Origin of the sequence: Pseudomonas sp. CC6-YY-74, assembly GCF_002025205.1 — a bacterium.
Classification (GTDB): Bacteria; Pseudomonadota; Gammaproteobacteria; order Pseudomonadales; family Pseudomonadaceae; genus Aquipseudomonas; species Aquipseudomonas paeninsulae.
This window is the reverse complement of the sequence record NZ_CP019947.1, coordinates 1,392,513-1,416,235: the sequence shown is the minus strand read 5'-3', so window position 1 is coordinate 1,416,235 and position 23,723 is coordinate 1,392,513. Positions and strand designations below refer to the sequence as shown.

The window sequence follows — 23,723 nt, the reverse complement described above, 5'->3', positions numbered from 1 at the left end:
TAAACGTCAGGACGCCGTGTCGCCGGCACATAAAGCAAAGCTCCAGCCTCTCTTCCTGGGCCTCGGTCATATCAACTACCAGTGTTCTGAGGGCCATAACTGCACCTTTTCATTTATGTCGATTGTCAGTTGAGCCAAAAACTGGGCTATCTCACACCCGGCCGAAGCGCCTTGCCAAATATCGGCTCGGGTCGCATTCCATTCCTTCGCAGCCGCTGCAGTTATGCATGCCGCCCGCTTATTTGTCGGTGACGGCACCTTCCGAGGCGCTGGATACCAGCTTGGCGTACTTGGCCAGCACCCCTCGCGTGTAGAGCGGTGCTGGTTGCGTCCAGCGTGCGCGGCGCGCAGCCAGCACGGCATCCGACACCGCAACGCTGATCTCGCGGGTTTCGGCGTCAATGGTGATGGCATCACCGTTCTCGACCAGTGCAATCGGGCCGCCATCGAAGGCTTCCGGGGTAATGTGACCGACCACGAAGCCGTGCGAGCCACCGGAGAAGCGGCCATCGGTAATGAGCGCGACTTCCTTGCCGAGCCCCTTGCCCATCACGGCGGAGGTCGGCGACAGCATTTCGCGCATGCCCGGGCCGCCCCTAGGGCCTTCGTAACGGATTACGATGACATCGCCGGCGACCACATCGCCATTGAGGATGCCGGCCAGGGCCGCTTCCTCGCCGTGGTAGACCCGCGCAGTGCCTTCGAAGCGCAGACCTTCCTTGCCGGTGATCTTGGCCACCGCACCGGTCGGCGACAGGTTGCCGTGCAGAATGACCAGGTGCGAGTCCTTCTTGATCGGGTTGTCGAAGGGACGAATGATGTCCTGCCCGACCGGGTAGTCGGCCACCTTGGCCAAGTTCTCGGCCAGGGTCTTGCCGGTGACGGTGAGCACATCGCCGTGCAGCAGGCCGGCATCGAGCAGGCGTTTCATCAGTGGCTGGATGCCACCGATGGCCACCAACTCGGACATCATGTACTGGCCAGAGGGACGTAGGTCGGCCAACACCGGTGTGGTCTTGCCGATTTCCGTGAAATCATCGAGGGTCAGTGGCACATCGACGGCATGGGCCATGGCCAACAAGTGCAGCACGCCGTTGGTGGAACCGGCCAGCGCGATGATGACGCGGATGGCGTTCTCGAAGGCTTTGCGCGTCATGATGTCGCGCGGTTTGATGTCGCGAGCGAGCAGTTCCAGCACCTGCTGGCCGGCGCGGAAGCAGTCCGAGGCCTTGTCGGCCGAGATGGCGTTCTGCGCCGACGAGCCCGGCAGCGACATGCCCAGGGCTTCGATGGCCGCGGCCATGGTGTTGGCGGTGTACATGCCGCCGCAGGAGCCCGGCCCAGGGATGGCGGTGTCTTCGATCTGCTTAAGCTGAATCAGGTCGAGATCGCCTTTGGCATGCTGACCCACGGCCTCGAACACCGAGATAATATCGGTGTGGCCGTAGCCGGGCTTGATGGTGCCGCCATAGACGAAGATAGCGGGGCGGTTCAGCCGCGCCATGCCGATCAGGCAGCCGGGCATGTTCTTGTCGCAGCCACCCACGGCAACCAGACCGTCGAAGCCTTCGCAGCCGACCACGGTTTCAATGGAGTCGGCGATGACCTCACGCGACACCAACGAATACTTCATGCCCTCGGTGCCGTTGGCGATGCCGTCCGATATGGTGATGGTGTTGAAGATCACGGCCTTGCCGCCAGCGGCATTGGCACCCCTTTCGGCCTCTTCCGCGAGCTTGTCGATGTGCATGTTGCAGGGCGTGACATTGGCCCAGGTCGAGGCGATGCCGATCTGCGGCTTCTTGAAGTCATCATCGGTGAAGCCGACGGCGCGCAGCATGGCGCGCGCCGGCGCGGCCTCTACGCCATCCACCACCAGGGAGGAATATTTGCGCATGTTGTCAGTAATCTCTGTCATCTCGAAAATCCTTGAAGTGGTTATCGCGGGCACGCAGGCATGCCGCGCGGGTTCAAAAGGGTGCTAGCAGCGAGCACGTCCCACATCATCTCGCCTGCATAGGCTCTGTTTCGATGAGTCGCCACGCAATCGTTCCCCCAGCGCGCAACGGCAGGCCCGTTTCATCCCCGAAACGGACCGTTTCGGGTACCGTCCAACTCTGCTTCTCCAGGGTGATGCTGTCGCCGTTGCGCGGTAGCCGGTAGAAGTCAGGCCCATGGAAGCTGGCGAACGCCTCCAGCCGCTCGAGCGCAGCAGCTTGCTCGAATACCTCGGCGTAGAGCTCGATCGCAGCGTGCGCGGTATAAATGCCGGCGCAGCCGCAAGCGGACTCCTTGGCGTGACGCGAGTGCGGCGCGCTGTCGGTGCCGAGAAAAAACTTCGGGTTGCCTGCGGTGGCGGCGGCAACCAGCGCGCGGCGGTGCGTTTCGCGTTTCAGCAGCGGCAAGCAGTAATGGTGCGGCCGTAAGCCCCCTCGAACATCGCGTTGCGGTTAAGCAGTAGATGGTGCGCAGTGATGGTCGCGGCGAGGTTGTCCGGGGCCGCGCTGACGAAATCGGCGGCCGTCGCGGTGGTGATGTGCTCCAGCACCATGCGCAGGCCGGTGAACTCACGCACCAGGGGTGCCAGATGGCGCTCAATAAACACCGCTTCGCGGTCGAAGGCGTCGACGTCCGGGGAGGTCACCTCGCCGTGCATAAGCAGCGGCAGGTCGTGCCGCTCCATTGCCGCGAGCACCGCGTAGACGCGTTTCAGGTCGTCCACACCGCTTGCGGAGTTGGTCGTCGCGCCGGCCGGGTAATACTTGACCGCATGCACGACACCACTTGCCTTGGCCCGTGCGATCTCCTCGGGCGGCGTGGCCTCGGTGAGGTAGAGCGTCATCAGCGGCTCGAATGACATACCCGCCGGCAACGCCGCCAGAATGCGCTCGCGGTAAGCCAGCGCCTGTGCAGTCGTGGTCACGGCCGGCTTGAGGTTGGGCATGACGATGGCGCGCGCGAACCGCCGCGCCGTGTCGGGAAGTACCGAGGCCAGCACCTCCCCGTCGCGCAGATGCAGGTGCCAGTCGTCGGGGCGGGTAAACGTCAGGCGCGTCATGCTCATGGAGGGCTCCTCATGGGTTGCAGTAGTCGCAATGGCGCGGCTCGGCGTATTGCCGGTCGGTGCCCTCGCGGGTCTCGCGATGCACGCACTTGAGGCATCCATGCACCTCGGCGCGGGTTTCGCGGGTCGGCGCATCACAGTCCGCACAACGCAGCCCAGGCACGCGCTCGACGATCCAGAACCCCGGCGTACTGCAGGCGGGACACAGCGAGCAGAGCTTGATTGCCAGATCCTCGGCCGCGCGGCGGATAATCTCCATCCGCGTGGGATTGGCATGGGCGCGCCCGTCGGTTTCGAGAAAAACCCGTCCGCTGGCCGATTGCCCCTTTGCCCAGGCGAAGGCGGCCTCCAGCGTCGCCCAACAGGCGATGCCTTTGCGTATACGCGGATCGGCCTCACCCTCCGGACGCAGCACCAGATGGTGCTCGGGAAATCCCGTTTGCTGGGCGAAGGATTCGGCCTCAGCCCAGCTGGCCGTCAGCAGGTGGGCGCTCTTTGCATGGCCCTGGGCGACGCCGACCACCTCGATTGCGAGGTGGTCGTCTATGAAAATCAGCAACTCCACGTTCCAGGGAAACATTCCCGCGAACGGATCAGGGCCAAAGGCGCCTTCGCTGGCAAGCCCCAGTGCCAGTCCGGAAATCTGCATGCCGATGCGCGCTTTCTGGCGCGCCGCTTCGAGCTGGGTGCCAGCACGCGGGATATCGCGGCTAAAGGTACCTAGCAGGTCGGTGTCATACCCGGTGACAACTTCCACCCGACAGTCGAGCGCGAGCTCCAGCACTGGGGCGAGCACCGTTTCCTTGCCGTGCTGGGTGAGCAGCGCGACGCGCTGGCCCCGGTAGAGATGGTGCGTCAGACTCACTGAAGTGGCCCATTCAAATGATTGTGGGCACGCTGCCACTGGCGCTCCAGCATTCGTCCAGCGCGTTCCACTGCGCGATTGATCGCGATATAGAGGTCTGTCTCGATGTCTTCGATGGCGACATCGGGGTAGCCCTTGGCACGAATTTGCAGGTAACAGTGGTGATCCTCCCCTCTGTCTCCGCTCACACCGGACAGGCAAACGGTGATCAGCAGTGCCTGATCCTGAAAATGGCTCAGGGCGAACTGCAACCGTCGCTCTACATGGGTGCGCAACTCATCGCTCAGCGTGATATCGCGGGTCTGGATGTCGACTTGCATCCCATGCTCCTTTAGCCCCAATGCGGGGTTACACGAGGTAATGCTAGGTTTGTTTCTACATCAAGAAAAGCAGATAATTCTTTGCGATTAATTCGTCACAGACTGATAGTGAGGCTCACATCCCGTGCTGAACTACAAACAGCTTCACTATTTTTGGAACGTCGCTAAGGCCGGAAGCATTACGCGTGCCGCCGAACGGCTGCATCTCACCCCCCAGACGATTAGTGGTCAGCTCGCCGAGCTTGAACGGTCATTGGGCACGGACCTGTTCCGACGTATCGGTAGGCGTCTCGAACTCACGTCTGCGGGAAAACTGGCACTGTCCCATGCCGACGAGATCTTCCAGATAGGCAACGAGCTCGAACAATCGTTACGCAGTGGGGCCGGCAGCGCAGAGCAGTCGTTTCGGGTAGGGGTTGCCGACGCCGTGCCCAAATCGCTCGCCTATCAGTTGTTGGCACCGGCAATGGCACTCGCTGAGCCTGTGCGCCTCATATGCTACGAGGACAAGTTAGAACGCTTGTTTGCAGAACTGGCCATCCACCAGCTCGACCTGGTCATCGCTGACCGGCCGCTGCCCTCCGAATTGGGGGTAAAGGGCTACAACCACGCACTGGGGCAGTGCACCATCGCCTTTTATGCGGTGCCGGAACTGGCCGCGCGCTATCGATCGACTTTTCCGCGCTCCCTGGACGGTGCCCCTTTTTTACTACCGGGAGATAAGGTGGCGGTGCAGGCACCGCTGGCGCGCTGGTTCAACGAACAACAGATCCAGCCACATATCATCGGTAAATTCGATGACAGCGCACTGATGAAAGCCTTCGGCAAGGCCGGTGCCGGCATTTTCCCTGCGCCGGCAATACTGAGCGATGAAATTAGGGATCAGTATGGTGCCGAGGTCATCGGCTGCGCCCATGAAGTCATGGTGCGCTACTACGCCATCTCCATCGAGCGCAGGCTGACCCACCCCGCCGTCGTGGCGATTAGTGAGGCGGCGAAGCAATCTTTGTTCGTCGAAGGCGACCCTATTCGCTAGCCTAGCGCTCTTGGGGTGCTGTTCGCTTTAGCCCTCTCTCGTAGCGCGAGTTTCTGTCGTGAGTCTGGCTCGGCATCAAAGGCGACACGAACTTTTTGCTACATTGAAGAGCGCTGTACGGAAGGCGCTGTCGCCGTACCAGACGAGCCATATCAATCGTTTCGGCGACTACACCCTAGACCTCGATCGCAAGATCAAACCGATCGATCAATAGATTAGGTTTTAGCCTTTAAATCATTAACTTAACTGTGTTTTGGCGAATCTAGTATGAATCCCGGCCAACACCTCGGTGTGCGGGAGAAGTTCGCCGGGTGCGCTGGATGTGTGCGGGTCAATTCAGGGTGTAGCCGTTGTCCACCACCCAGTCCTGGCCATATACGCCGCGGGCGCCCTGAGACAGCTGGAACAGGATGACATTGGCCACCGCCGCGGCTTCGAGAAAGTGGCCGGGCAACAAGCGTTTGGTGACCGTATCGGCAACATCGCCCAACTGCTCGTCGGTCAGTCCCAGGCTGCCCCAGATAGCGGTTGCCGTGGGTCCGGGCGAGACCAGATTGATGCGCACACCGACTGGAGCAAATTCCACCGCGAGGGTGCGCGCCTGGGCGCTAAGCGCCGCCTTGCTGGCGATATAGGCGGCCAGGCCGGGAAAGGTCGAACGGGTAAGAAAACTGCTGATGAACACCACCGAACTGGGACTGGCCAGGGTGTCACGCAACGCTGCCAGGGTATTCAAGGCGCCGGCACCGTTGACCGCCCACTGCCGATCGAATGCACTCAAATCGAGGCTCTCGGCCAGTTCGGCGATACCCGCGTTGGGTACCAGATAATCCACCTGCCCCAGTTGCGCTGCGCGCAAACCGAGGCTGGCCAGATCCTCGCTCGAGGTGACATCGCCAGCATGCCAGAACAGGCGCTCGGGGTGGCTCGCCTGCAGGCCTTGTAAGCCGCCCAGGCTGCGCGACATTGCCAGTACCCTGGCGCCGCGCTGCAGCAAAGCGGCGCATAACGCCAGGCCGATACCTGAACTGGCGCCGGTGACAACGGCCAGACGATCTTGAAATTCGGTTTTCATTAGCTTCTCCGATGCTCGGCAGCGCCGAGCGGCAAGGCCACCCATGCGCGAGCACGGGTAACCGGATATCAATTACTGGGCAGCGCGGCGCTGCATGATCAAACGGTCGACGCAACAGATCGCCAACCTGGATTCAACACTCAGCCCTAGCTATCAGCCCGGATGACCATCCACCCGTGCCGTGATCAGCATCGGTACATAGCGCCAGGCGTAGATGGCCAAGGCCAGCGTCCAGCCGATGGTCGCCAGCCACAGCCCTGCCAGCGGCCAGAGCGGGTAAACGAAGACCCGCGCCACGCAACCCAGGTTGAACAACACCAGGGCCCAGGCCATGCCCGCCGGCAGTTGCAACGGCCGCCCGGTATGCCCCAGGGTGACGCGGGCAAGCATGGCCACAATCAGCCCGCTCATCGCGCCCATGGTCAAGCCATGCAAGGCCGGGCTGAAGCTGGCCAGCAGGCCGGCATGCCACAGCGCCAGGCCGAGGGTCGCGACCACCAGCCAGAGCATCGCCAAGTGCAGCGACCAGAGCAGCGGCACGCGCCAGATACCCGGGTCATACCAGCGCGCCAGGCGCAACAGGTGGCCACCCGCCACCACCAAGAACAGCGGCGCCAGTAGCGGCTGCGCCTGCAAGGCCACCCCGCTGGCATAGAGCGCAGCGATCAGGCCGGTGCCGAGCAGCAGGGCGATTTCCAGCCAGGCCCAGGGTTTGACCGCATTGAGCCGGCCCAGGCCGCGCTGGGTGAAGAAGGGAATCACCCGGCCGCCGATCAGGCCCATTAACGTCGCTACCAGCCACAACCCGGCCAACACGCCGCGGCGCTGCAGCTCATCGTCGCCCAACGCCAGGCCGGTCAGCAGCAAGGCATTGGCCGCGGCCAACAGGCTCAACACCAGCACGATCGGGTAGTTACGCTTCTGCCGCGCCACCCAGAGCATCCGCCCCATCAGGGCGGTTACCGCGAGCAGGAAGCTGAAGTCGAGCGGAATCAACAGCAGTGGCGCCAAGCCGAATAACCAACCCAGGCGTGCCGCCAGCCAGAGGCCAGCGAGCAGCATCAAACGCGTGCCGCTCAGGCCCGGCTGACCGGTCCAAGTCTGCACCGCGGTCAACAGAAAACCGGCCACTATGGCGCTGGCGAAGCCAAACAGCATTTCGTGCCGGTGCCAGGCGAGCCAACCACCACTTGGCTGCCAGTCCGCCAACAGGCCGGACCAGGCCATCACCCACAGCGGAATCGCGACCAGCGCATAGAGGCTGGCGCAGAGGAAGAACGGGCGAAAGGCAAGACGCCAGATAGGCGGGATACTCAAGGCGGTACGCCGGTCGAGAACGTGCACTGCAAGCCTCCTGAAAAGATCGTCAAGCACCGGCATGCAGCGAATTCAGCAGCGCCAGCCGGGGCATTACAGCTGCGTGGGAATTGCCAGCTGTTACGGTCTTTTTACAGCGAGGAAGGGCTTTGGCGACTTGACCGCGATCAGCTTTGCGACTTGGGCAAGCACAAAGCGCCTGGCGCGGGGACGTTCGGTGGCCGGGCTAGCGGTGCGGCGGAGCCTGCGCAAACAGCACAGACTCGCACACCGCCTAGCCTGGCAGGCATGGCGGGTGAACTACGGCAAGGGCTGCTTGCTCGACTCCGGCTGTTGCGGCGCATCGCCGCTGCCCATCGATTTACGAAATCCGTTGATCGCCCCGCCGACATCGGAACCCAAGCTGCGCAGGCGCTTGCTGCCGAACAGCATGACCACGATCAACAGCACAATCAGAAATTGCCAGATGCTGATACCCATTTGGATCTCCTCTTTACGGATGGCAATCAGTGCATGCCCGCAGGCTGCATGGCGGCGGCCTGTTGCAGCACGCCCTGGTCGATCTCGTCGAAACGTAACACCCGAGCGCCGTGGATGGCGGCCAGTTTCTGCGCGGCCTGCTCATCGGCAAACGAGGCCAGCACCGCGCCCATGGCGCCCTTCAACCCGCTGTCGGCAAGACCAATCACATAGAAGGCGCTGCTGGCATCAATCAGATGGCTGTCGTCGGGCTTGGCCCACTCGCTGCGGCCCATGTCATGCACATAGAGCGTGGCAGTGCCGATACGGTTTTCCGGTTGCAGCCACCAGCCGAACATCTCGGCGGCGGAACAGAACTTCTTCACCGCGGAGTTATCCACGGCCTGGCCCTTGGGCCCGGGAAAATCACTGATGATCATGCCGCACACATGGCACTCATCGCTGTCGTGGAAGGCTACCGGGCCCAGGCTTTTCTGTTGTTCCTCGGGCTCGCTGCAGGCCACCAGTAGCAGACCAAGCAGCATCACCAGCAGGGTTCGCGCCGTGCGTATACACAGGTTGTTCATCGTTGCTAACTCCATAGCTGAAACAGGCCTTGAAGGGCGCGCCGTGCGCATGGCCAAGCCGATAGTCATGTCGGCCGGCGCAGAAACATTCGATAGGCCAACAACAGCGGCGCCCCTACCCACAGCAGCAGACACAGCCACAGCAACAGGCCGCCAATCGGTAGATCGCCGCCCAGGGCCATGACCCCGACGGCATTGCCGCTGCCGGCAAAACCGGACAGGTTGATCAGCCGGTAGACGTCAGCGGGATTGAGCAGCAGCAGCCAAGGCAGCAGATCCGGGTTGAACTTGCCCTCGCTCAGCACCAACAGGGCCAGCAAAGCCAAGTCGAACACCAGGACGAAGAGAAACCACACGCCCAGGGCCAGCCCGGCGGCGCTGGATTTTTCGCTGGCCCTGCTACTCAGTACATAGGCCAGGGCGAGGAACACCCAGCCGAGCAGGGTCGAAGACAGCATGAAGCGGCCGAAGGCCCAGGCCAGCAGGCCCAGTTCGATATCATCGACCAGCACGGCGATGGCCAGGGCCGCGCAGCCAAAACCAATCAGGGTGGCCAGCGCCAGAATCAGACCATGGCCGACGAACTTGCCGAGCAGCAACTGGCCGCGGCCCAGGGGGTAGGTCAGCAACAGCATCAGGGTGCCGGCCTCGTCCTCGCCGACGATGGCGTCATAGGCCAGCAGCAGCGCGATCAGCGGCACCAGGAAGGTGGCCAGGCTGGCCAGGCTGGCGATGGTCGCCGGGATCGAGGTAAAGCCCAGTTGCCCGGAGGCCGCCGCACCTAACCAGGCGATGCCCACGGCCAGCACGGCGAACAGCAGACTGATGGACAGCAACCAGCGATTGCGCAGGCCGTCGCTCAATTCCTTGCGGGCAATATTCCACACCTGGTTCATGTTCTGCCCTCCGCGCTCGGCACAGTGCTCGCTCGCTCCATGTAATAACGGTAGAGGTCCTCCAGCGACGGCTGGTGGATGTCGATGTCCTGCGCCTCGCCCTCGCCAAGCAACTGGCGCAGCAGGCCGAGTTTGTGGCCGTTGATGGCGACCACTTCGACGCCGTCGACGCCGACCGAACGCGCCTCATGCCCGGCGGCGTGCCAGCGTTGCAACAACTGCGCGCTCTGCTTCAGTCCACTGGCGCGAATCACTGCCGGCAGACCGGCATCTTCGCGCAGCCTGGCCAGGCTGCCGACCGCCTGCAGCCGACCATGGGCGAGGATGGCCGCGCGGTTGATATGCGCTTCGACCCCCGGCAACACATGCGAGCAGAGGATGATGCTGGTGCCCTGCTGGCGCAGACGGTCGACCAGCTGGTAGAGATCCTGGGTGGCGATGGGATCGAGGCCGACCGTGGGTTCGTCGAGCAGCAGCAGACGCGGTGCGCCGAGCAGTGCCTGGGCCAGGCCGAGACGCTGGCGCATGCCCTTGGAGTAGGTCTTGACCCGCCGATTCATGGCGTCGGCCAGACCCACCTGCTCCAGCAGTTCGTCCACCTGCGTCAGCGCGGCGCCCTTGAGGCGGGCGAAATGGCGCAGGGTCTCGCGTCCGCTGAGTTGCGCATAAAAGGTGACGTTCTCCGGCAGATAGCCGAGCTGACGGCGCACCACCGAATCATTCGGATTGCGCCCGAGCACATGCACCTTGCCGGCGCTGGCCTGCAACAGGCCGAGAATCAGCTTCATGGTGGTGGTCTTGCCGGCGCCGTTGTGGCCGAACAGGCCGAGGACTTCGCCTTCGCCCAGACACAGGTTCAAGTCGTGCAGCACGCTCATGCTGCCGTACTGCTGGCTGACGCCTTCGATTTCGACGGCATTCATGGTGTTGGCTCCGGGCTGGCTCGCAGCAGATCGGTGGTCGGCAGTTGCATCAGTGGGTAGCTGTCCTGCACGCCAGGGGATTTCATCACCGGAAAGGCGCGCTGCACCCAGCGCAGCAATTCGATGCTTGGGCTGTTCATCAACAGGCGCACCTGCGGGTACAACCACAGCAGCCGGTCGACGTTGTCGTTGGGTTCGTAGGCCACATCACCCAGGCCATCGTCGTTGCGATCCCAGCCCAGGTAATCGCTCCAATAGTTGCCGCGCCCGTCCACCGACCATTCCTGGGTACGGGTGGCGACATACTTGACCTGCTGCTGGTTACCGACAAAGGCATTGCCGGCGATGCGGTTGTCTTCGGAGCCGGCGGTCAGGTGGATACCCAGGGCGCTGCGCTCGAAGTGGTTATGCTCGATGCTGTTGAACAGCGAGTTGTAGATGAACAGCGCCTTGCCTTCGGCACCGGAGATCATGTTGTCGCCGGTCGAGCCGCTGCGCACATCGCTGACCACATTGTCTTGCAGGGTGGAATAGGTGATGTAGTTCATCAGGATGCCGTAGTTCTCGTCCTGCTCGGAACGATTGCCGATCACCGTCAGATGATGGCTTTGCATCAGCGCATAGCCGGTGCGGGTGCGGCGGGTGATGTTGCCGAGCACCTGGTTGTCGTTGGAGAACATGTAATGAATGCCATAACGCAGATCCTCGAGGGTGTTGCCTTCGAGGCGATTGCCGTTGGACACGTCGATATAGATGCCGTCGCGCGTATGCCACACATGATTGCCGATGATTTGCGCGCCGCTCACGGAAAACAGGTGAATACCGTTGCCGCGGTCCTGGGAGCGGATGCGTTGATCGCCCTCGATCTGATTATTGAGCACACTGACGTTCGGCGTGCCATCGACCCAGATGCCGAACCCCGGCCCCGACAACTGACTGTCGCGCACCTGGGCACCGCTGGCCTGGCGCTCGATAAATACGCCGGAATTCAAGGCCGTCAGGTCTTGGCCCCAGTTGCGCAGCGTACAGCCCTGGATGCTGACGTTGGCCGCCTGAATGGTCAGGGCATTGCCCTGGCCCTGAGCGTCGATTATTGCGCCGGGGGCGCAACTCAGGGTCATCGGGGTGGTAATGCGGAACTGTCCGCGGTATTCACCGGCGGGCAGTCGCCACTGTGCTTCCCCTACGGCCTGCAGGGGCAGCGTCGCTAACGGCTGCGCCAACACCTCGGAAGGACCGAGGAGCCAGCAGAATAGGAGCAATGCCCACTTGCGTGGCATTGCGCGTCTTGCTTGATGGAGCGCTACGGCTTTAGTGATACGGATAGCCAATTACCTGTTATCAAGTAGCAATTACCAGCAGCCCGCCACCCGCCAAGGCAGCCACTGGCTGCACCGGCGCCCCGCAACAGCGGGGCGCCGGTGCGAGTTTATGCGGGTTCGACCAGCATGCGCCCGACCATTTCCATGTGCAGGGCATGGCAGAACCAGCTGCAGTAGTACCAGTGCAGGCCAGGCTTGTCGGCGATGAAGGTGATCGACGAGGTCTGCTGCGGGCTGATTTCCATGCTCGCACCATGGTTGACCATCACGAAGCCGTGAGACACGTCCTCGATCTGATCGATGTTGGTGATGGTCACCGTGACTTCATTACCCTGCTTGACGGTGAACTCGATGAGGCCATAAGCCGGCGCCATGGAGGTCATGTACACCCGTACCTTGTTGCCGTCACGGATAACCTTGTTGTCGGTCTCCAGCTTGATGCCGTCCTTTTTCGCCCGCGCCACGGTGGGGGCGAAAAACGGGTCTTCGCGATCCCAGATCTTCTTGGTCTTGATCTGATCACGACGAGCCATGGTGCAGTCGTGCGGCTCGGCGAAGGTCGGGCCGTCGTGCACCAGCTTCATTTCATCGCCGGAGATATCGATCAGCTGGTCGTTTTCCGGGTGCAGCGGGCCGACCGGCAAGAAGCGATCCTTGGAGAACTTGCACAGGGCAACCATCCACTTGCCATCGGCTTCGCTGGTTTCACACAGCGAGGCGTGGATATGACCCGGCTGGTAATGCACATCGAGTTTCTGCTTGATGTAGTTGACCTTCTCGCCCTTGTAGGCACGCACGGCGTCGGCCATGTTCCACTTGACCACCTGGCTGTCGATGAACAGGGTGGTGTAGGCATTGCCGCGACCGTCGAAGGTGGTGTGCAGCGGACCCAGGCCCAGCTCCGGCTCGGCGACGATCACATCGCGCGGATCCTTGAACTTGTCGGCGAACAGGTCGTCCAGCCTGGCGATCTCGATCATCGACACGGTCGGCGACAGCTTGCCGTTGGCAATGAAGTATTTGCCGTCTGACGAGGTATTGAGGCCGTGTGGATTCTTCGGTACCGGAATATAGCGGGTGAACTCGCTGTTCTTGTCGCCTTTCTTACGGCCGTCGAGCACCGGCACCTTGGAGTCGCCCAGGGTGATGAACTTGCCGGCCTTGACTGCGGCTTCGGCCAGCTCGATGTTGAACACCACCACCCAGTCACGCTCGTTGCGCATCATGCCGCCGAGGTCATAGGCTTTCTCGGAGTTGTAGCAGGTGGCTGCGGTATAGCGGCCGGTGTAGTCAGCGTCGGTGTTATCCAAGTTGCCGTCGACGATAATCTGGAACGCCATCTCCATCTTTTCGGCGTCGATGACGTTGTACATGGTGTAGCTGTTCTCATCCTGCAGATCGAAGATCTTGCCATCGTTGGGATGGGGGATAACGAACTCGGCGTTGGCGTACACGTACTTGGTGTACGGCACCTTCTGCAGACGCAGGCCGTGAATGGACTGGCAGTTCGGCACGGTCAGCATCTTGTCGCATTTCATGATATCCAGGCGGATACGTGCAACGCGGGTGTTGGCCTTGTCGTTGATGAACACGTACTTGCCGTCGTACTTGCCGTCAACCATGGAGATGTGCGGGTGGTGGCAGTCGCCGTTGAGGAACTTGACGCTATCGCCCATGATGGCGCGGCTTTCGTCGGTCAGGCCCCAACCGGTGGCCGAATCCACGTTGAATACCGGGATGCGCATCAGTTCGCGCATGGACGGAATGCCCAGCACGCGCACTTCACCCTGATGACCACCGCTCCAGAAACCGATGTAGTCGTCCAGCTCACCTGGCGCAACATTGTAGTTCAGCTTCGCGTCCTTGGCCGCTGCCGCCCAAGACTCGCGAGTCATCACCGCGCTGCCCAGCGCTGTGGCACCGACCAGGGCCGCGCCTGTCATGGCGCTGGCGCCAAGGAAGCCGCGGCGGCTCAAGCCGGCCTTTTCCAGAATTTGCGCCTGATCTTTACTATCGATTGCCGGCTTGTTCTTCGGTTCTTTATCGCTCACGGGTTCTGCTCCTTGGCTAGATAAATACTATCGCGCTCACGCGGTTATAGGGCTCGTTCAGGCACGACTACTTGCACTACAGGTATCAACTCGGCACTGACAGGTGCTTTTTTGCTGCGTTTCTTCTGCTTGAGAATCAGCGGCGGGCACTTGTCGTCGTTGTGATAAGTCATCTGGCAATCGAGGCAGTAGTGGCACTCGTTGGCATTGATATGGCCGTCGGGATGGATCGCCTGGATCTCGCATTCCTTGGCACACAACTGGCACGGACTGCCACACTCCTTGCGCCGCTTGAGCCAGTCGAACAGACGGAATTTGCTCGGAATGGCCAGCGCCGCGCCGAGCGGACAGACGTAACGGCAGTAGACCTTGCGGGTGAAAATATTGATCACCAGGAGGATCACCGCATAGAGCACGAACCACCATTGGCGATCGAACTTCAGGGTGATGGCGGTCTTGAACGGTTCCACTTCGGCGAAGCGCTCGGCGGTGGCCAGCGATTCCAGAGAGAGGCCAAACAGCAGCAGGAGGATGATGTACTTGATCGCCCAGAGCCGCTCATGCAGCGCGAAAGGCAGTTCGTACTGGGGGATTTTCAGTTTGCGTGCGGCCTCGTTGATCAGCTCCTGCAGGGCGCCGAAGGGGCACAACCAGCCGCAGAACACGCCACGCCCCCAGAGCAGGATGCTGGCGGCGGTAAAGGTCCAAATAATGAAGATGATCGGGTCGGTGAGGAACAGCTCCCAGCGGAAATCCTGCACCAGGGCATGCACGAAGGTCAGCACGTTGACCACCGACAATTGGCCCAGGGCATACCAACCGATGAACACCACGGTGAAGATCAGGTAACCACGACGCAGCCAATGGAGGAAGTGCGGGCGCTGGGTGAACTTGTCCTGAAGGAACAGGATCACCGTGAGCAGCAGCAAGGCCAGACTGATCACGCCGATCTGGAAGCTTTTCTGGTACCAGATATTCAGCCACAGCGGCCGATTGGCTTCTTCAATCGCGGCCAGTTCTGCGGCGGTCGGCTGTGGTCGCTCGAGGTACTCCTCAGGCATCTGATAGGGCAGTTCGAAACTGCTGAAGATACCGCTGATCGGTCCGGTCTGCCGCTTGACCAACAGCTCAAGGGCCCAAGGCGAGCCTGGATCGAAACTGGCCGGCTCGCGCACGATAAAGATCGCCATCTCGCGGAAGTCCGGCATGCCCTCGGCATAGACATCGCTCAAACGCTCGAAATCGCGGTCATGAAAACTGATGGTTTTGCCAAACTGGCGCATCTGCACCCGATCGAAAATGCCACCACGTACATAGCCCGAACCCTTGAACGAATACGCGCCGCTGCCGAGCACGGCAATCGCGTGCTCACCGGGTTTGAGGTCCTCCATGAGGAAGCGGTACTGGTTGTCGCCCAACAGGTTTCGGCCGATGGTCGGCGGATTCAGGTGAGCGGTGTAGAGGTCGATGAAAGTGTCGTCGACTTGATCGGCCGCGGCCTGGTCGAAGCCTTCGGCTTCGCTTCCCTTGAAGGCTTCATCGATCTGCCCGTGGGTCAGGTGCAGGCGGCGGATAGCGCCATTACCGGTGAGTTGAGCCCAGTCGGCGACTTGATAAATATCCTTGCGCACAGTGGCCGGTTTCTGCGCCAGGCCGGCATTGTCCTCGACCAGACCAAGCGACACCGCTACCGCGTGGGCAGAGCGCATGACCACTTCATTGACCACCATGACCGTCACAGTGGCGCCGGTGACCGCATCGACCGTCACTGCATCGGGGTCGCTGGAACGGCCGACCACCACCCGCTGGTTGACCTTGATGCCTTTGTACTTGGCGTTGAAGGCGTGCAGTTTCGCTTCGGGGATGCCAACCAGCAGTATCGGCTCGTGGTGCTCGAGCACATAGGCGTCTTGAATCACGCCAGCGGTATCGAGGATCACCTGCATGTTGATCGGCTTGCCGGAATAGGCCGGAATATCGACCACATCCTGGCTCTGGAACACATAACCGAGCACCTCGTCGCCACTCGACAGGGTGCGCACCTTGAACTCGCCTTGCGGCTCGGAAACGCTGTCGACCGCGGCAAAGGTCTTTTCTATGCGTTGTTGCTCGATCTCGCCGTAACTCTTGGCCTGCACGCTCTGGAAGGTTGCAAACATCAGCGCAAACAGCAGCACGACAGCAACCCGCCATGATCGTAGGGCAATGTGCGCAGGGGGGCTGCGGCTTATGATTGACTGGCTTTGGCAGTTGGGTCGAACGACTTCCGTAGCGCCGGTAGCGGAACGCCAGGAGATTTGCTTGGGAAACTGACAGGCTTGCATATGGCATATCCGCCTTAGGCGGCTAGAACGTAACGCCATGGTAGACATGTCCACCTACCCGCCCCTTGACCTATGTCAAGTTGCGACACCCTGCCGCGGCGCTCACTCGCAGACCGCAGGGTGGGTGAGCGCCGCAGGACGCGGGAGGCATGACTAACCGCATAGGTCGGGCGCCGCGTACCCCACCATTACGCTCGCCCGGCCGGACGCCATGGTGGGTTACGGCGCAACTACAAAAGTGCAATGGTCTGGTGACCGAGACAAGCACCTAGACCACCCTACGCAAAACTACACCGCGAGTCTCAGCTTCTGCCGTGCGGGGTCAGGTAGGCCGCAGTAGCGCCGCGCGTGGCTTCGCTAGCTTTGAGCTCCATACGCGCGATGCTGCGCAGGTGCACCTGATCCGGGCCGTCGGCGAAGCGCAGGGCGCGGCCGGTGGTCCACATGTCGGCCAGCGGCGTGTCCGGAGTCAGGCCCATGGCGCCATAGACCTGCATGGCGCGGTCCACCACGCGGGTGTGCATGCCTGGCACCAGCGCCTTGATCATGGCGATTTCCTTGCGCGCGGCCTTGGCGCCGACCTCGTCGATCATCCAGGCGGTCTTGAGTACCAGCAGCCGCGCCTGTTCGATCTCGATGCGCGACTCGGCAATCCAGTCGCCGATATTGGCGTACTGGTGCAGATACTTGCCGAAGGCCTTGCGTTCCTGGCAGCGCTCGACCATCAGCTCCAGGGCCAGCTCGGCCATGCCGATCGAGCGCATGCAGTGGTGAACCCGCCCCGGACCGAGGCGCGCCTGGGCCATCATGAAGCCCGCACCCTCCTCGCCCAGCAGATTGCCGACCGGCACCCGCACATTGCGCAGCAGCAGCTCGCTATGGCCTTCCGGGGCAATGTGGTTCATCACTGGGATATTGCGCAGCAACTCCACCCCAGGCGTGTCGAACGGCAGCAGAATCATGCTCTGCTGGCGATGGGCGTCGGCGTCCGGGTCGGTCTTGCCCATCACGATCAGCAGTTTGCAATCAGGGTGCGACGCATTGGTGATAAACCACTTGCGTCCGTTGATCACGTAGTCGTCACCTTCGCGGCGGATCAGGGTCTGGATATTGCTGGCGTCTGATGAGGGCACATCCGGCTCGGTCATGGCGAAGGCCGAGCGGATCTCGCCATCGAGCAGCGGCACCAACCAGCGTTGACACTGCTCGGCCGTGGCGAACAGATGCAGCAACTCCATGTTGCCGGTGTCTGGCGCGTTGCAGTTGAACACCTCCGAAGCCCAGGACACGCGACCCATGATCTCCGCCAGCGGTGCGTATTGCAGATTGCTCAGGCGGGTGCCCGGTTCGTCCTCGCCCAGCGCCGGCAGGAACAGGTTCCACAGCCCTTCGGAACGGGCCAAGGCCTTGAGGTCGGCCATGAACGGCACCGGGAAATGCCCCGCGCCAACCTCGGCGTGCCAGGCACCGATACGCGGTACGACATGTTCGTCCATAAAAGTGCGCAGCTGCTGACGCAGCGCCTCGGTGCGCGGGCTGTAGGCGAAGTGCATGGTGGACCTCGTATCGATCATGGGGTGAGGCTTCACGTTAGGCCGGCACGTTGCGAAAACCCAGGATCTTCGACTGGCTGAATCGGCGCCAATCACACCTGCTACGACTCGCCGCCAACCTTGACCTGGATCATCGTCGATGTCGCCAGAGCTGCTATGTGGAGCAATTTACCTCGCTCCAAGGCACCTGCTTGCTCCGGCATTTAATGCCCCGTCATGTTATGAACTCAGGAGCGCTGAATGACGGGGACACTGCTTGTTGCCGGTTTATTTATGCAAATCACTGTGCTGGCAGAAATCTCTTCAATCTTTTCTATAAAAGTGAACTGACCATCAAGTGCGTCCCCGCCGCGTTTCTGGACAGTGGCGTAAAGCTTAACTACCTTCACCCTTACTTAATGTCATGACCTTCAACCATGACCTCTGAAACAGGCGGACGCGGGTGCAATTGTGAATATCCATTCCGCCTATGCGCCACTCTCCGAACTCGGCTTTCAGGCAATAGTCTGCAAACCGCAAATCGAGATCGCTAGCCTCAAGAGGCACAGCCGCAGCGATCTGCCAGACACTTTCCAACTGCACCTTCAACCAGGAATGCAGCCGTGCAAAAAGCCCTGAAGATAGTCAGCTTCGTGATTCTCGCGCTGATGGCCGGCGCGGTCGTCTATGCCGGGCTTATCGGCATCACCTATTGGACCGGCATCGGCGTCTAGAGAGGTGGCAATGAATAAACGACAAACACGCTCGTTCGCCCTGATATCGACCGCTATCGCTGTTGTTGTATTCCTTGGCCTTACAATCGACAGTCACCGTCAGTTCCCCAAACTGACCAATGCCGAGCAGATCACCCCGCAAGTCACGCTCGGCAAGGATGTCTGGCACCAGTACAACTGCATCAATTGCCACACCCTGTTCGGCGAGGGCGCCTATTACGCCCCTGATCTGACGAAAATCGCCCAGCAGCGCGGCGCCCCCTATCTCACGGCCTTCCTCAAGGATCCCTCCAAGTTCTACGATGAGCAGCGCCATCGCCGATTGATGCCGAACCTGAACCTCGCCGACGAAGAAATCGCCGGGCTGGTTGCCTTCCTCGACTGGGTGAGCAAGGTCGACAACAATGGCTGGCCGCCACGACCGATTCTGGTCACTGGCTCGTCGATCCCCGGCACGGACCTCTCGGTGGCACAACAGGACCTCTCCGGCTCGACAAAATCCACCAGTCAGCTGCCACCCGGCGCCCGTCCGGTCTCCGGCAAAGAAAACCCGATCGCCCTCGGCGAGGCGCTGTTTCGCACGGCCACTCCGGTGTGTAGCGCCTGCCACTCCATCGCGCCAGGGGTCAACCTCGCTGGACCCACGCTCGCCGGCCTGGCCCGCCGGGCCAAACAGGTCATCGCCTCACCCGACTACCAGGGCAGCGCCGAGGACGCCGAAGGTTTCATTCGCGAATCCATAATCGCGCCGAGCGCCTACCTCCATCCGGGCGCCATGTATTCAGCTGACGGCATGTCTTTCATGCCCAACACCTTCGCCAAATCGCTGACGCCCGAACAGATCGACCAACTGGTCGCCTATCTGGCGTCCTTCCAGTAACCGCCGGTTGCCTCACGCGCAACGCCGCAACTGATCGCAGGGGATGACCATGCGCTACAGATCTCAATCCGTCGCCTACTGGTATTTCGCCGTTGCCATGGTGCTGTTCGGCCTGCAACTGGTCTTCGGTCTGCTCTCGGCGGCGAAGTACCTGGGGCCGGACCCACTGCTGCAGTTCCTGCCGTTCGATGTGACCAAGGTCATCCACACCAACCTGTTGATCGTCTGGGTACTGACCGGGTTTATGGGGGCTACCTATTGGATGGTTCCGGACGAGTCGCGCACTGAGTTGCATAGCACCAAGTTGGCGTACATCCAGCTCGGCTTGTGGACGGCCATGGGCGTCACCGCGGTCATTGGCTACCTGTTCGGCTATGGCACCGGTAACAAGTTGCTCGAACAACCACTGCCGCACAAAATCGTGATCGTCATCTGCATGTTGATCTTCCTCTACAACATCGGCATGACGATCAAGAAATCCGGGCGTTTCACCACTACCGAAGGCGTCCTGTTACTTGGCCTGGGCAGCGCCGCGGTGCTGTATGTTCCGGCCCTGCTGTATTACGAAAACTACACGGTATCCATCTACTACCGCTGGTGGACCATCCACCTGTGGGTCGAAGGTGTATGGGAGATGATCCAGGGTGCCTTCCTCGCCTACCTGCTGATCAGGCTGTCCGGCGCCGACCGTGAAGTGATGGAGAAGTGGCTGTACGTGATCGTCGGTCTGGTCTTCATCGCCGGCATCCTTGGTACCGCACACCATTATTACTGGGTCGGCGTACCGGGCTACTGGTTGCCGATCGGAGGCGTCTTCAGCGCGCTGGAGCCGGTGGCGCTGGTCGGCATGGCGATGTATGCCTACAGCGCATTACGCCGTTCCGGACTCTCCCACCCCAACAAGCTGGCCTTGCACTGGACCCTCGGCAGTGCGGTCTTTACCCTGTTCGGAGCCGGTCTGCTCGGCCTGGCCCACACCTTTCCCGACGTTAACAAGTGGACCCACGGCACCCTGATTACCGCCATGCACGGCCACGCGGCCTTCTACGGGGCCTACGTCATGATCATCCTGGCGATGATCACCTATGCCCTGCCGCGCATGACCCGGCGCAACGAGGAAGGCAGCAGCATCGGCTATTGGGCGTTCTGGCTGCAGTTGGCGGGCATGTTCGGCATGACCTTGTCATTCGCCACCGCCGGCATCGCCCAGGTCTACCTCGAACGTATCCTCGGCATGGGCTACCTGGACGTGCAACTGAAGATCCAGGTGCACTTCCTGATGCTGGTGGCCACTGCGTCTCTCTTCGCCCTGGGTGTAGGGCTGTTCATCTTCGATTTCTTCCGCCATGCGCCGCGCTTCGTTATCGACGAAGCCGATCCGGCACTGGCAACGCCCCCTACCTCAAGCACCGCGTTGTGATGGAGCATTCATTGTCGCGCCGCTCTGCCCCGGAATCCGCACTGCGGGAAGCAGAGCCCTATTACCAGCCCTGCGGTGACGAGGTGGCGATCTTCGAACAATGCCATGCCCAGCAACTGGCGATCATGCTCAAGGGCCCGACCGGCTGTGGCAAGACCCGTTTCGTCGAGCACATGGCCTGGCGCCTCAAGCGCCCGCTGATCACCATATCCTGTCATGACGATCTGAGCGCCAGCGACCTGGTTGGGCGCTTCCTGATCGGTCAGCAAGGCACCCATTGGGCGGAAGGCCCACTTACCCGGGCGGTGCGCGAAGGCGCCATTTGCTACCTCGACGAGGTGGTCGAGGCGCGCCAGGACACCATTGTCGTGCTGCACCCGCTGACCGACTATCGACGCATCCTGCCACTGGACAAAACCGGCGAAATTCTCGAAGCCTCGCCGCACTTCCAGCTAGTGGTGTCCTACAACCCCGGCTACCAGCGCATGCTCAAGGATTTGAAACCGAGCACCCGGCAACGCTTCGTGGCATTGGACTTCGACTTCCCGCCGGCCGAGCGCGAGATAGCCATCGTCATGCACGAAGGTGGAATCGACCACGCCACCGCGCACGCTCTGGTCTCGCTCGCGCAGCGGCTGCGCGCCCTGCAGGATCGCGGCCTGGCAGAAGTCCCCAGCACGCGTCTGCTGATCGCCAGCGCGCGCCTGATCAGCAGCGGTATCGCCGCCCCCATCGCCTGCCAGGTCGCGCTAATCTCGCCGCTGTCCGATGATGCCGCGCTGATCGGTGCCATGCGCGACCTGGTCGACCTGACGTTCATCTAGATGGCCGAAGCCGAAGACGTCATCACCGATGTCGCGCGGCATGCCACGGTGTATGCCCAGGCGTTGTGGCGGCGCCACCACCGTCCCGCAAACGCAGCGAAAGTCGTCACCTTGGCGGATGTCGCGCAACACATCGATCTACTGATCAGGGCTCTGTTCGGCACCAGCTATCCACTGCGTATCGCGCAACCGCCCTTGCCCCCCACTCTGTTGGTAAAGCTATTCCAGCGTAACGAAAAACCCCGCCAGCAAACCGCCGTTCCCGCTACCGATGGCGTGCATATATGGCTGCCGGGGCAACTCGACGGCAAGGATGCCCCACTCGCCCTGGCGCGCTACCGAACCCTCGCCCTGCAGCAGGCGATGCGCGCCCAGCGCGGCAGTGCAGCGCACCTGCATACCCTCGACGATCCGCTGCAGCGCAGCCTCTATCTGCTTCTCGAAGCCTGGGCTGCCGATCGCGATCTGCTGCTCCAGTTGCCGGGGCTCGCCGTCTCACTGCAGGCGCTGCGTCAGCAGGCCTTGGCCAATCGCCCGCCCATGCGCGCCTTCTCCAGCCAGCGCCAGCCGTTGGAACACTTTCTGCGTGCCCTGCTGCGCAACGAATGCGGCCAGCCGCTGGAGCATCTGCCGACACCAGTGACCGCGGCCGACTCGCTGCAACAGGCGGCGGTACTGGCGGCGCGCCTCATGCCTCCCGAGCAAGCCCGCAGCCTCGGCGCTCAGCCACTGTTGCGCGACGCCTGGACCGGCGAACTACGGTTGCCGGCAACTTCCTTGCAGCGGCCGCAAACAGTTGGCGCCGAAACCGAACCAGCCGATTCCCTGCCGCGTAGCGCGCGCCTGCCGCGCCGACCGAACGTGCGCGAGGCCCAGGCGGGCGAGGATGACGTCCAGGAACAGGGCCCGAGCATGGTGCAACCCGGCGAGCCGCTGGAACATGCCGAAGACCCCATGGGCCTGTCGCGCCCCACGGACCGGGACACCGCCACCCCAGCCGCCGATTTCGCCGACTCGCTGGCGGAGCTGAACGAAGCCAGACTGGTGGTTGCGCCGGGCCGGCCGAAGGAAGTACTGCTCTCCGACGAGCCGCCAGAAACGCGGGTTCGGCGCAGCGCCGAGGCCTCGGCAGCCAGCGGGATCAGCTACCCCGAATGGGATTACCGCAGCCAGACCTACCGCGACCCAGGCGCGACCGTGCGCCTGTGCGCCGCCGAGGACGGCCCGCAGCAATGGGTCGCACAGACCCTGGAGACCCATCGTTCGATGCTCGATGCCATCCGCCGGCAATTTGAACGGCTGCGCGCCAGTCGCGTCAGGCTGCGCAAGCAGCTCGATGGCGACGATATCGACCTGGAAGCTTATATCGACGGCTATGCCGAGGCCCGTGCCGGCCTGAACATGCCGCAGGCGCTCTACCAGACCCAGCGCTGCACTCGGCGCGATATGGCGATCATGTTGTTGATCGACGTCAGCGGTTCCACCGACGGCTGGATCTCCCAGCAGCGACGGATCATCGATGTCGAGCGCGAGGCTCTGCTCCTGGTTTGTCTGGCGCTGGAGAGCATGGGCGAGCCCTATAGCGTACTGGCGTTCTCCGGCGAAGGCCCGCAACAGGTCACGTTACGCACGCTCAAAGCATTCGATGAGCGCTACAGCGACGAGGTCGGTCGGCGCATAGCCGCGCTCGAACCGGAACGCTATACCCGGGCGGGCGCCGCCATCCGCCACGCCAGCACCTTGCTGATGCGCGAAGCGGCCAGACACCGGCTGCTGCTGCTGCTCTCCGACGGCAAGCCGAACGATGTGGACGAGTATGAGGGCCGCTATGGCGTGGAAGACATGCGCCAAGCCGTGACCGAAGCCAAACTGCAAGGCATCTCCCCCTTCTGCCTGACCATCGACCGCCAGGCCGCGAACTACCTGCCGGCGGTGTTCGGCCCTCGCCACTACGCCCTGCTGCCCAAGCCTGAGCTGTTACCCGCTGTGCTGCTGGAATGGATCAAGCGTTTGGTATCGGCATGAGCTCGATTGCAGCGGGGCCGCGCCTGGCCACTAGACGACAGCGGCAAGCATCACGGCGCTCCGCGTCAG

At 62.0% G+C, this 23,723-nt stretch carries 18 protein-coding genes and 1 pseudogene; 5 read left to right on the top strand and 14 right to left on the bottom strand.

Annotation, left to right across the window (positions count from 1 at the left end; all coding sequences use genetic code 11):
• Nucleotides 1-238: 238 nt before the first annotated feature.
• From ilvD to hpf, 4 genes and pseudogenes are all read right to left on the bottom strand, one after another.
• Nucleotides 239-1,918 (bottom strand): dihydroxy-acid dehydratase, encoded by a 1,680-nt coding sequence (gene ilvD, locus B2D37_RS06530; RefSeq protein ID WP_079201954.1) that lies wholly within the window; start codon nucleotides 1,916-1,918, stop codon nucleotides 239-241.
• An 85-nt stretch (nucleotides 1,919-2,003) separates the two neighbouring features.
• Nucleotides 2,004-3,058: pseudogene (gene pyrC, locus B2D37_RS06525) on the bottom strand (dihydroorotase).
• 16 nt (nucleotides 3,059-3,074) lie between these two features.
• A complete protein-coding gene (locus B2D37_RS06520; RefSeq protein ID WP_079201953.1) occupies nucleotides 3,075-3,929 on the bottom strand; it encodes a DUF6671 family protein in 855 nt (284 codons plus the stop codon).
• Nucleotides 3,926-4,249 carry a ribosome hibernation-promoting factor, HPF/YfiA family gene (gene hpf, locus B2D37_RS06515; RefSeq protein ID WP_079201952.1) on the bottom strand — a complete coding sequence of 108 codons (324 nt, stop codon included), beginning with the start codon at nucleotides 4,247-4,249 and terminating at the stop codon, nucleotides 3,926-3,928. The genes B2D37_RS06520 and hpf overlap by 4 nt, the downstream gene beginning before the upstream one ends.
• 124 nt (nucleotides 4,250-4,373) lie before the next feature.
• Between hpf and nhaR the strand changes: the two genes are divergently transcribed.
• Nucleotides 4,374-5,285, top strand: a complete 912-nt coding sequence (nhaR, locus tag B2D37_RS06510) for a transcriptional activator NhaR (protein WP_079201951.1) — start codon at nucleotides 4,374-4,376, stop codon at nucleotides 5,283-5,285.
• Between the two features lie 331 nt (nucleotides 5,286-5,616).
• On the opposite strand, the gene B2D37_RS06505 is transcribed toward nhaR, so the two are convergent.
• From B2D37_RS06505 to B2D37_RS06460, 10 genes are all read right to left on the bottom strand, one after another.
• Nucleotides 5,617-6,360, bottom strand: a complete 744-nt coding sequence (locus B2D37_RS06505) for an SDR family NAD(P)-dependent oxidoreductase (protein WP_079201950.1) — start codon at nucleotides 6,358-6,360, stop codon at nucleotides 5,617-5,619.
• Between the two features lie 153 nt (nucleotides 6,361-6,513).
• Nucleotides 6,514-7,704: an NnrS family protein gene (locus tag B2D37_RS06500; protein WP_079201949.1), complete on the bottom strand. Its 1,191-nt coding sequence runs from the start codon at nucleotides 7,702-7,704 to the stop codon at nucleotides 6,514-6,516.
• Nucleotides 7,705-7,977: 273 nt separating this feature from the next.
• Entirely contained in the window at nucleotides 7,978-8,157 is a 180-nt protein-coding gene (locus tag B2D37_RS06495; RefSeq protein ID WP_079201948.1) for a Sec-independent protein translocase subunit TatA, read from the bottom strand.
• Nucleotides 8,158-8,183: 26 nt separating this feature from the next.
• Nucleotides 8,184-8,723, bottom strand: coding sequence for a nitrous oxide reductase accessory protein NosL (locus B2D37_RS06490; protein ID WP_079201947.1), 540 nt, complete (start codon nucleotides 8,721-8,723; stop codon nucleotides 8,184-8,186).
• 65 nt (nucleotides 8,724-8,788) lie between these two features.
• The gene (locus tag B2D37_RS06485; RefSeq protein WP_079201946.1) at nucleotides 8,789-9,619 is read right to left on the bottom strand and encodes an ABC transporter permease; all 831 of its coding nucleotides are present in this window, start codon (nucleotides 9,617-9,619) and stop codon (nucleotides 8,789-8,791) included.
• Nucleotides 9,616-10,542: an ABC transporter ATP-binding protein gene (locus B2D37_RS06480; RefSeq protein ID WP_079201945.1), complete on the bottom strand. Its 927-nt coding sequence runs from the start codon at nucleotides 10,540-10,542 to the stop codon at nucleotides 9,616-9,618. Before B2D37_RS06480 ends, B2D37_RS06485 begins: the two co-directional genes overlap by 4 nt.
• A complete protein-coding gene (locus B2D37_RS06475) occupies nucleotides 10,539-11,822 on the bottom strand; it encodes a nitrous oxide reductase family maturation protein NosD (RefSeq protein WP_079201944.1) in 1,284 nt (427 codons plus the stop codon). Before B2D37_RS06475 ends, B2D37_RS06480 begins: the two co-directional genes overlap by 4 nt.
• Before the next feature lie 149 nt (nucleotides 11,823-11,971).
• Nucleotides 11,972-13,882, bottom strand: coding sequence for a TAT-dependent nitrous-oxide reductase (gene nosZ / locus B2D37_RS06470; protein ID WP_079204916.1), 1,911 nt, complete (start codon nucleotides 13,880-13,882; stop codon nucleotides 11,972-11,974).
• A gap of 77 nt (nucleotides 13,883-13,959) precedes the next feature.
• Nucleotides 13,960-16,074, bottom strand: a complete 2,115-nt coding sequence (gene nosR / locus B2D37_RS06465) for a transcriptional regulator NosR (protein ID WP_079204915.1) — start codon at nucleotides 16,072-16,074, stop codon at nucleotides 13,960-13,962.
• 467 nt (nucleotides 16,075-16,541) lie between these two features.
• Nucleotides 16,542-17,792: an acyl-CoA dehydrogenase family protein gene (locus tag B2D37_RS06460; RefSeq protein ID WP_079201943.1), complete on the bottom strand. Its 1,251-nt coding sequence runs from the start codon at nucleotides 17,790-17,792 to the stop codon at nucleotides 16,542-16,544.
• A gap of 723 nt (nucleotides 17,793-18,515) precedes the next feature.
• Here B2D37_RS06460 and B2D37_RS06450 point away from each other — a divergent pair.
• From B2D37_RS06450 to B2D37_RS06435, 4 genes are read left to right on the top strand one after another with little or no spacing between them, the layout of a single operon-like run.
• Nucleotides 18,516-19,385 carry a c-type cytochrome gene (locus tag B2D37_RS06450; protein WP_079201941.1) on the top strand — a complete coding sequence of 290 codons (870 nt, stop codon included), beginning with the start codon at nucleotides 18,516-18,518 and terminating at the stop codon, nucleotides 19,383-19,385.
• A 49-nt stretch (nucleotides 19,386-19,434) separates the two neighbouring features.
• On the top strand, nucleotides 19,435-20,805 hold the full coding sequence (locus B2D37_RS06445) for a cbb3-type cytochrome c oxidase subunit I (protein ID WP_079204914.1): 1,371 nt from the start codon (nucleotides 19,435-19,437) through the stop codon (nucleotides 20,803-20,805).
• Nucleotides 20,805-21,629 carry a CbbQ/NirQ/NorQ/GpvN family protein gene (locus tag B2D37_RS06440; RefSeq protein ID WP_079201940.1) on the top strand — a complete coding sequence of 275 codons (825 nt, stop codon included), beginning with the start codon at nucleotides 20,805-20,807 and terminating at the stop codon, nucleotides 21,627-21,629. The genes B2D37_RS06445 and B2D37_RS06440 overlap by 1 nt, the downstream gene beginning before the upstream one ends.
• On the top strand, nucleotides 21,630-23,654 hold the full coding sequence (locus B2D37_RS06435) for a nitric oxide reductase activation protein NorD (protein ID WP_079201939.1): 2,025 nt from the start codon (nucleotides 21,630-21,632) through the stop codon (nucleotides 23,652-23,654).
• Nucleotides 23,655-23,723 lie beyond the last annotated feature (69 nt).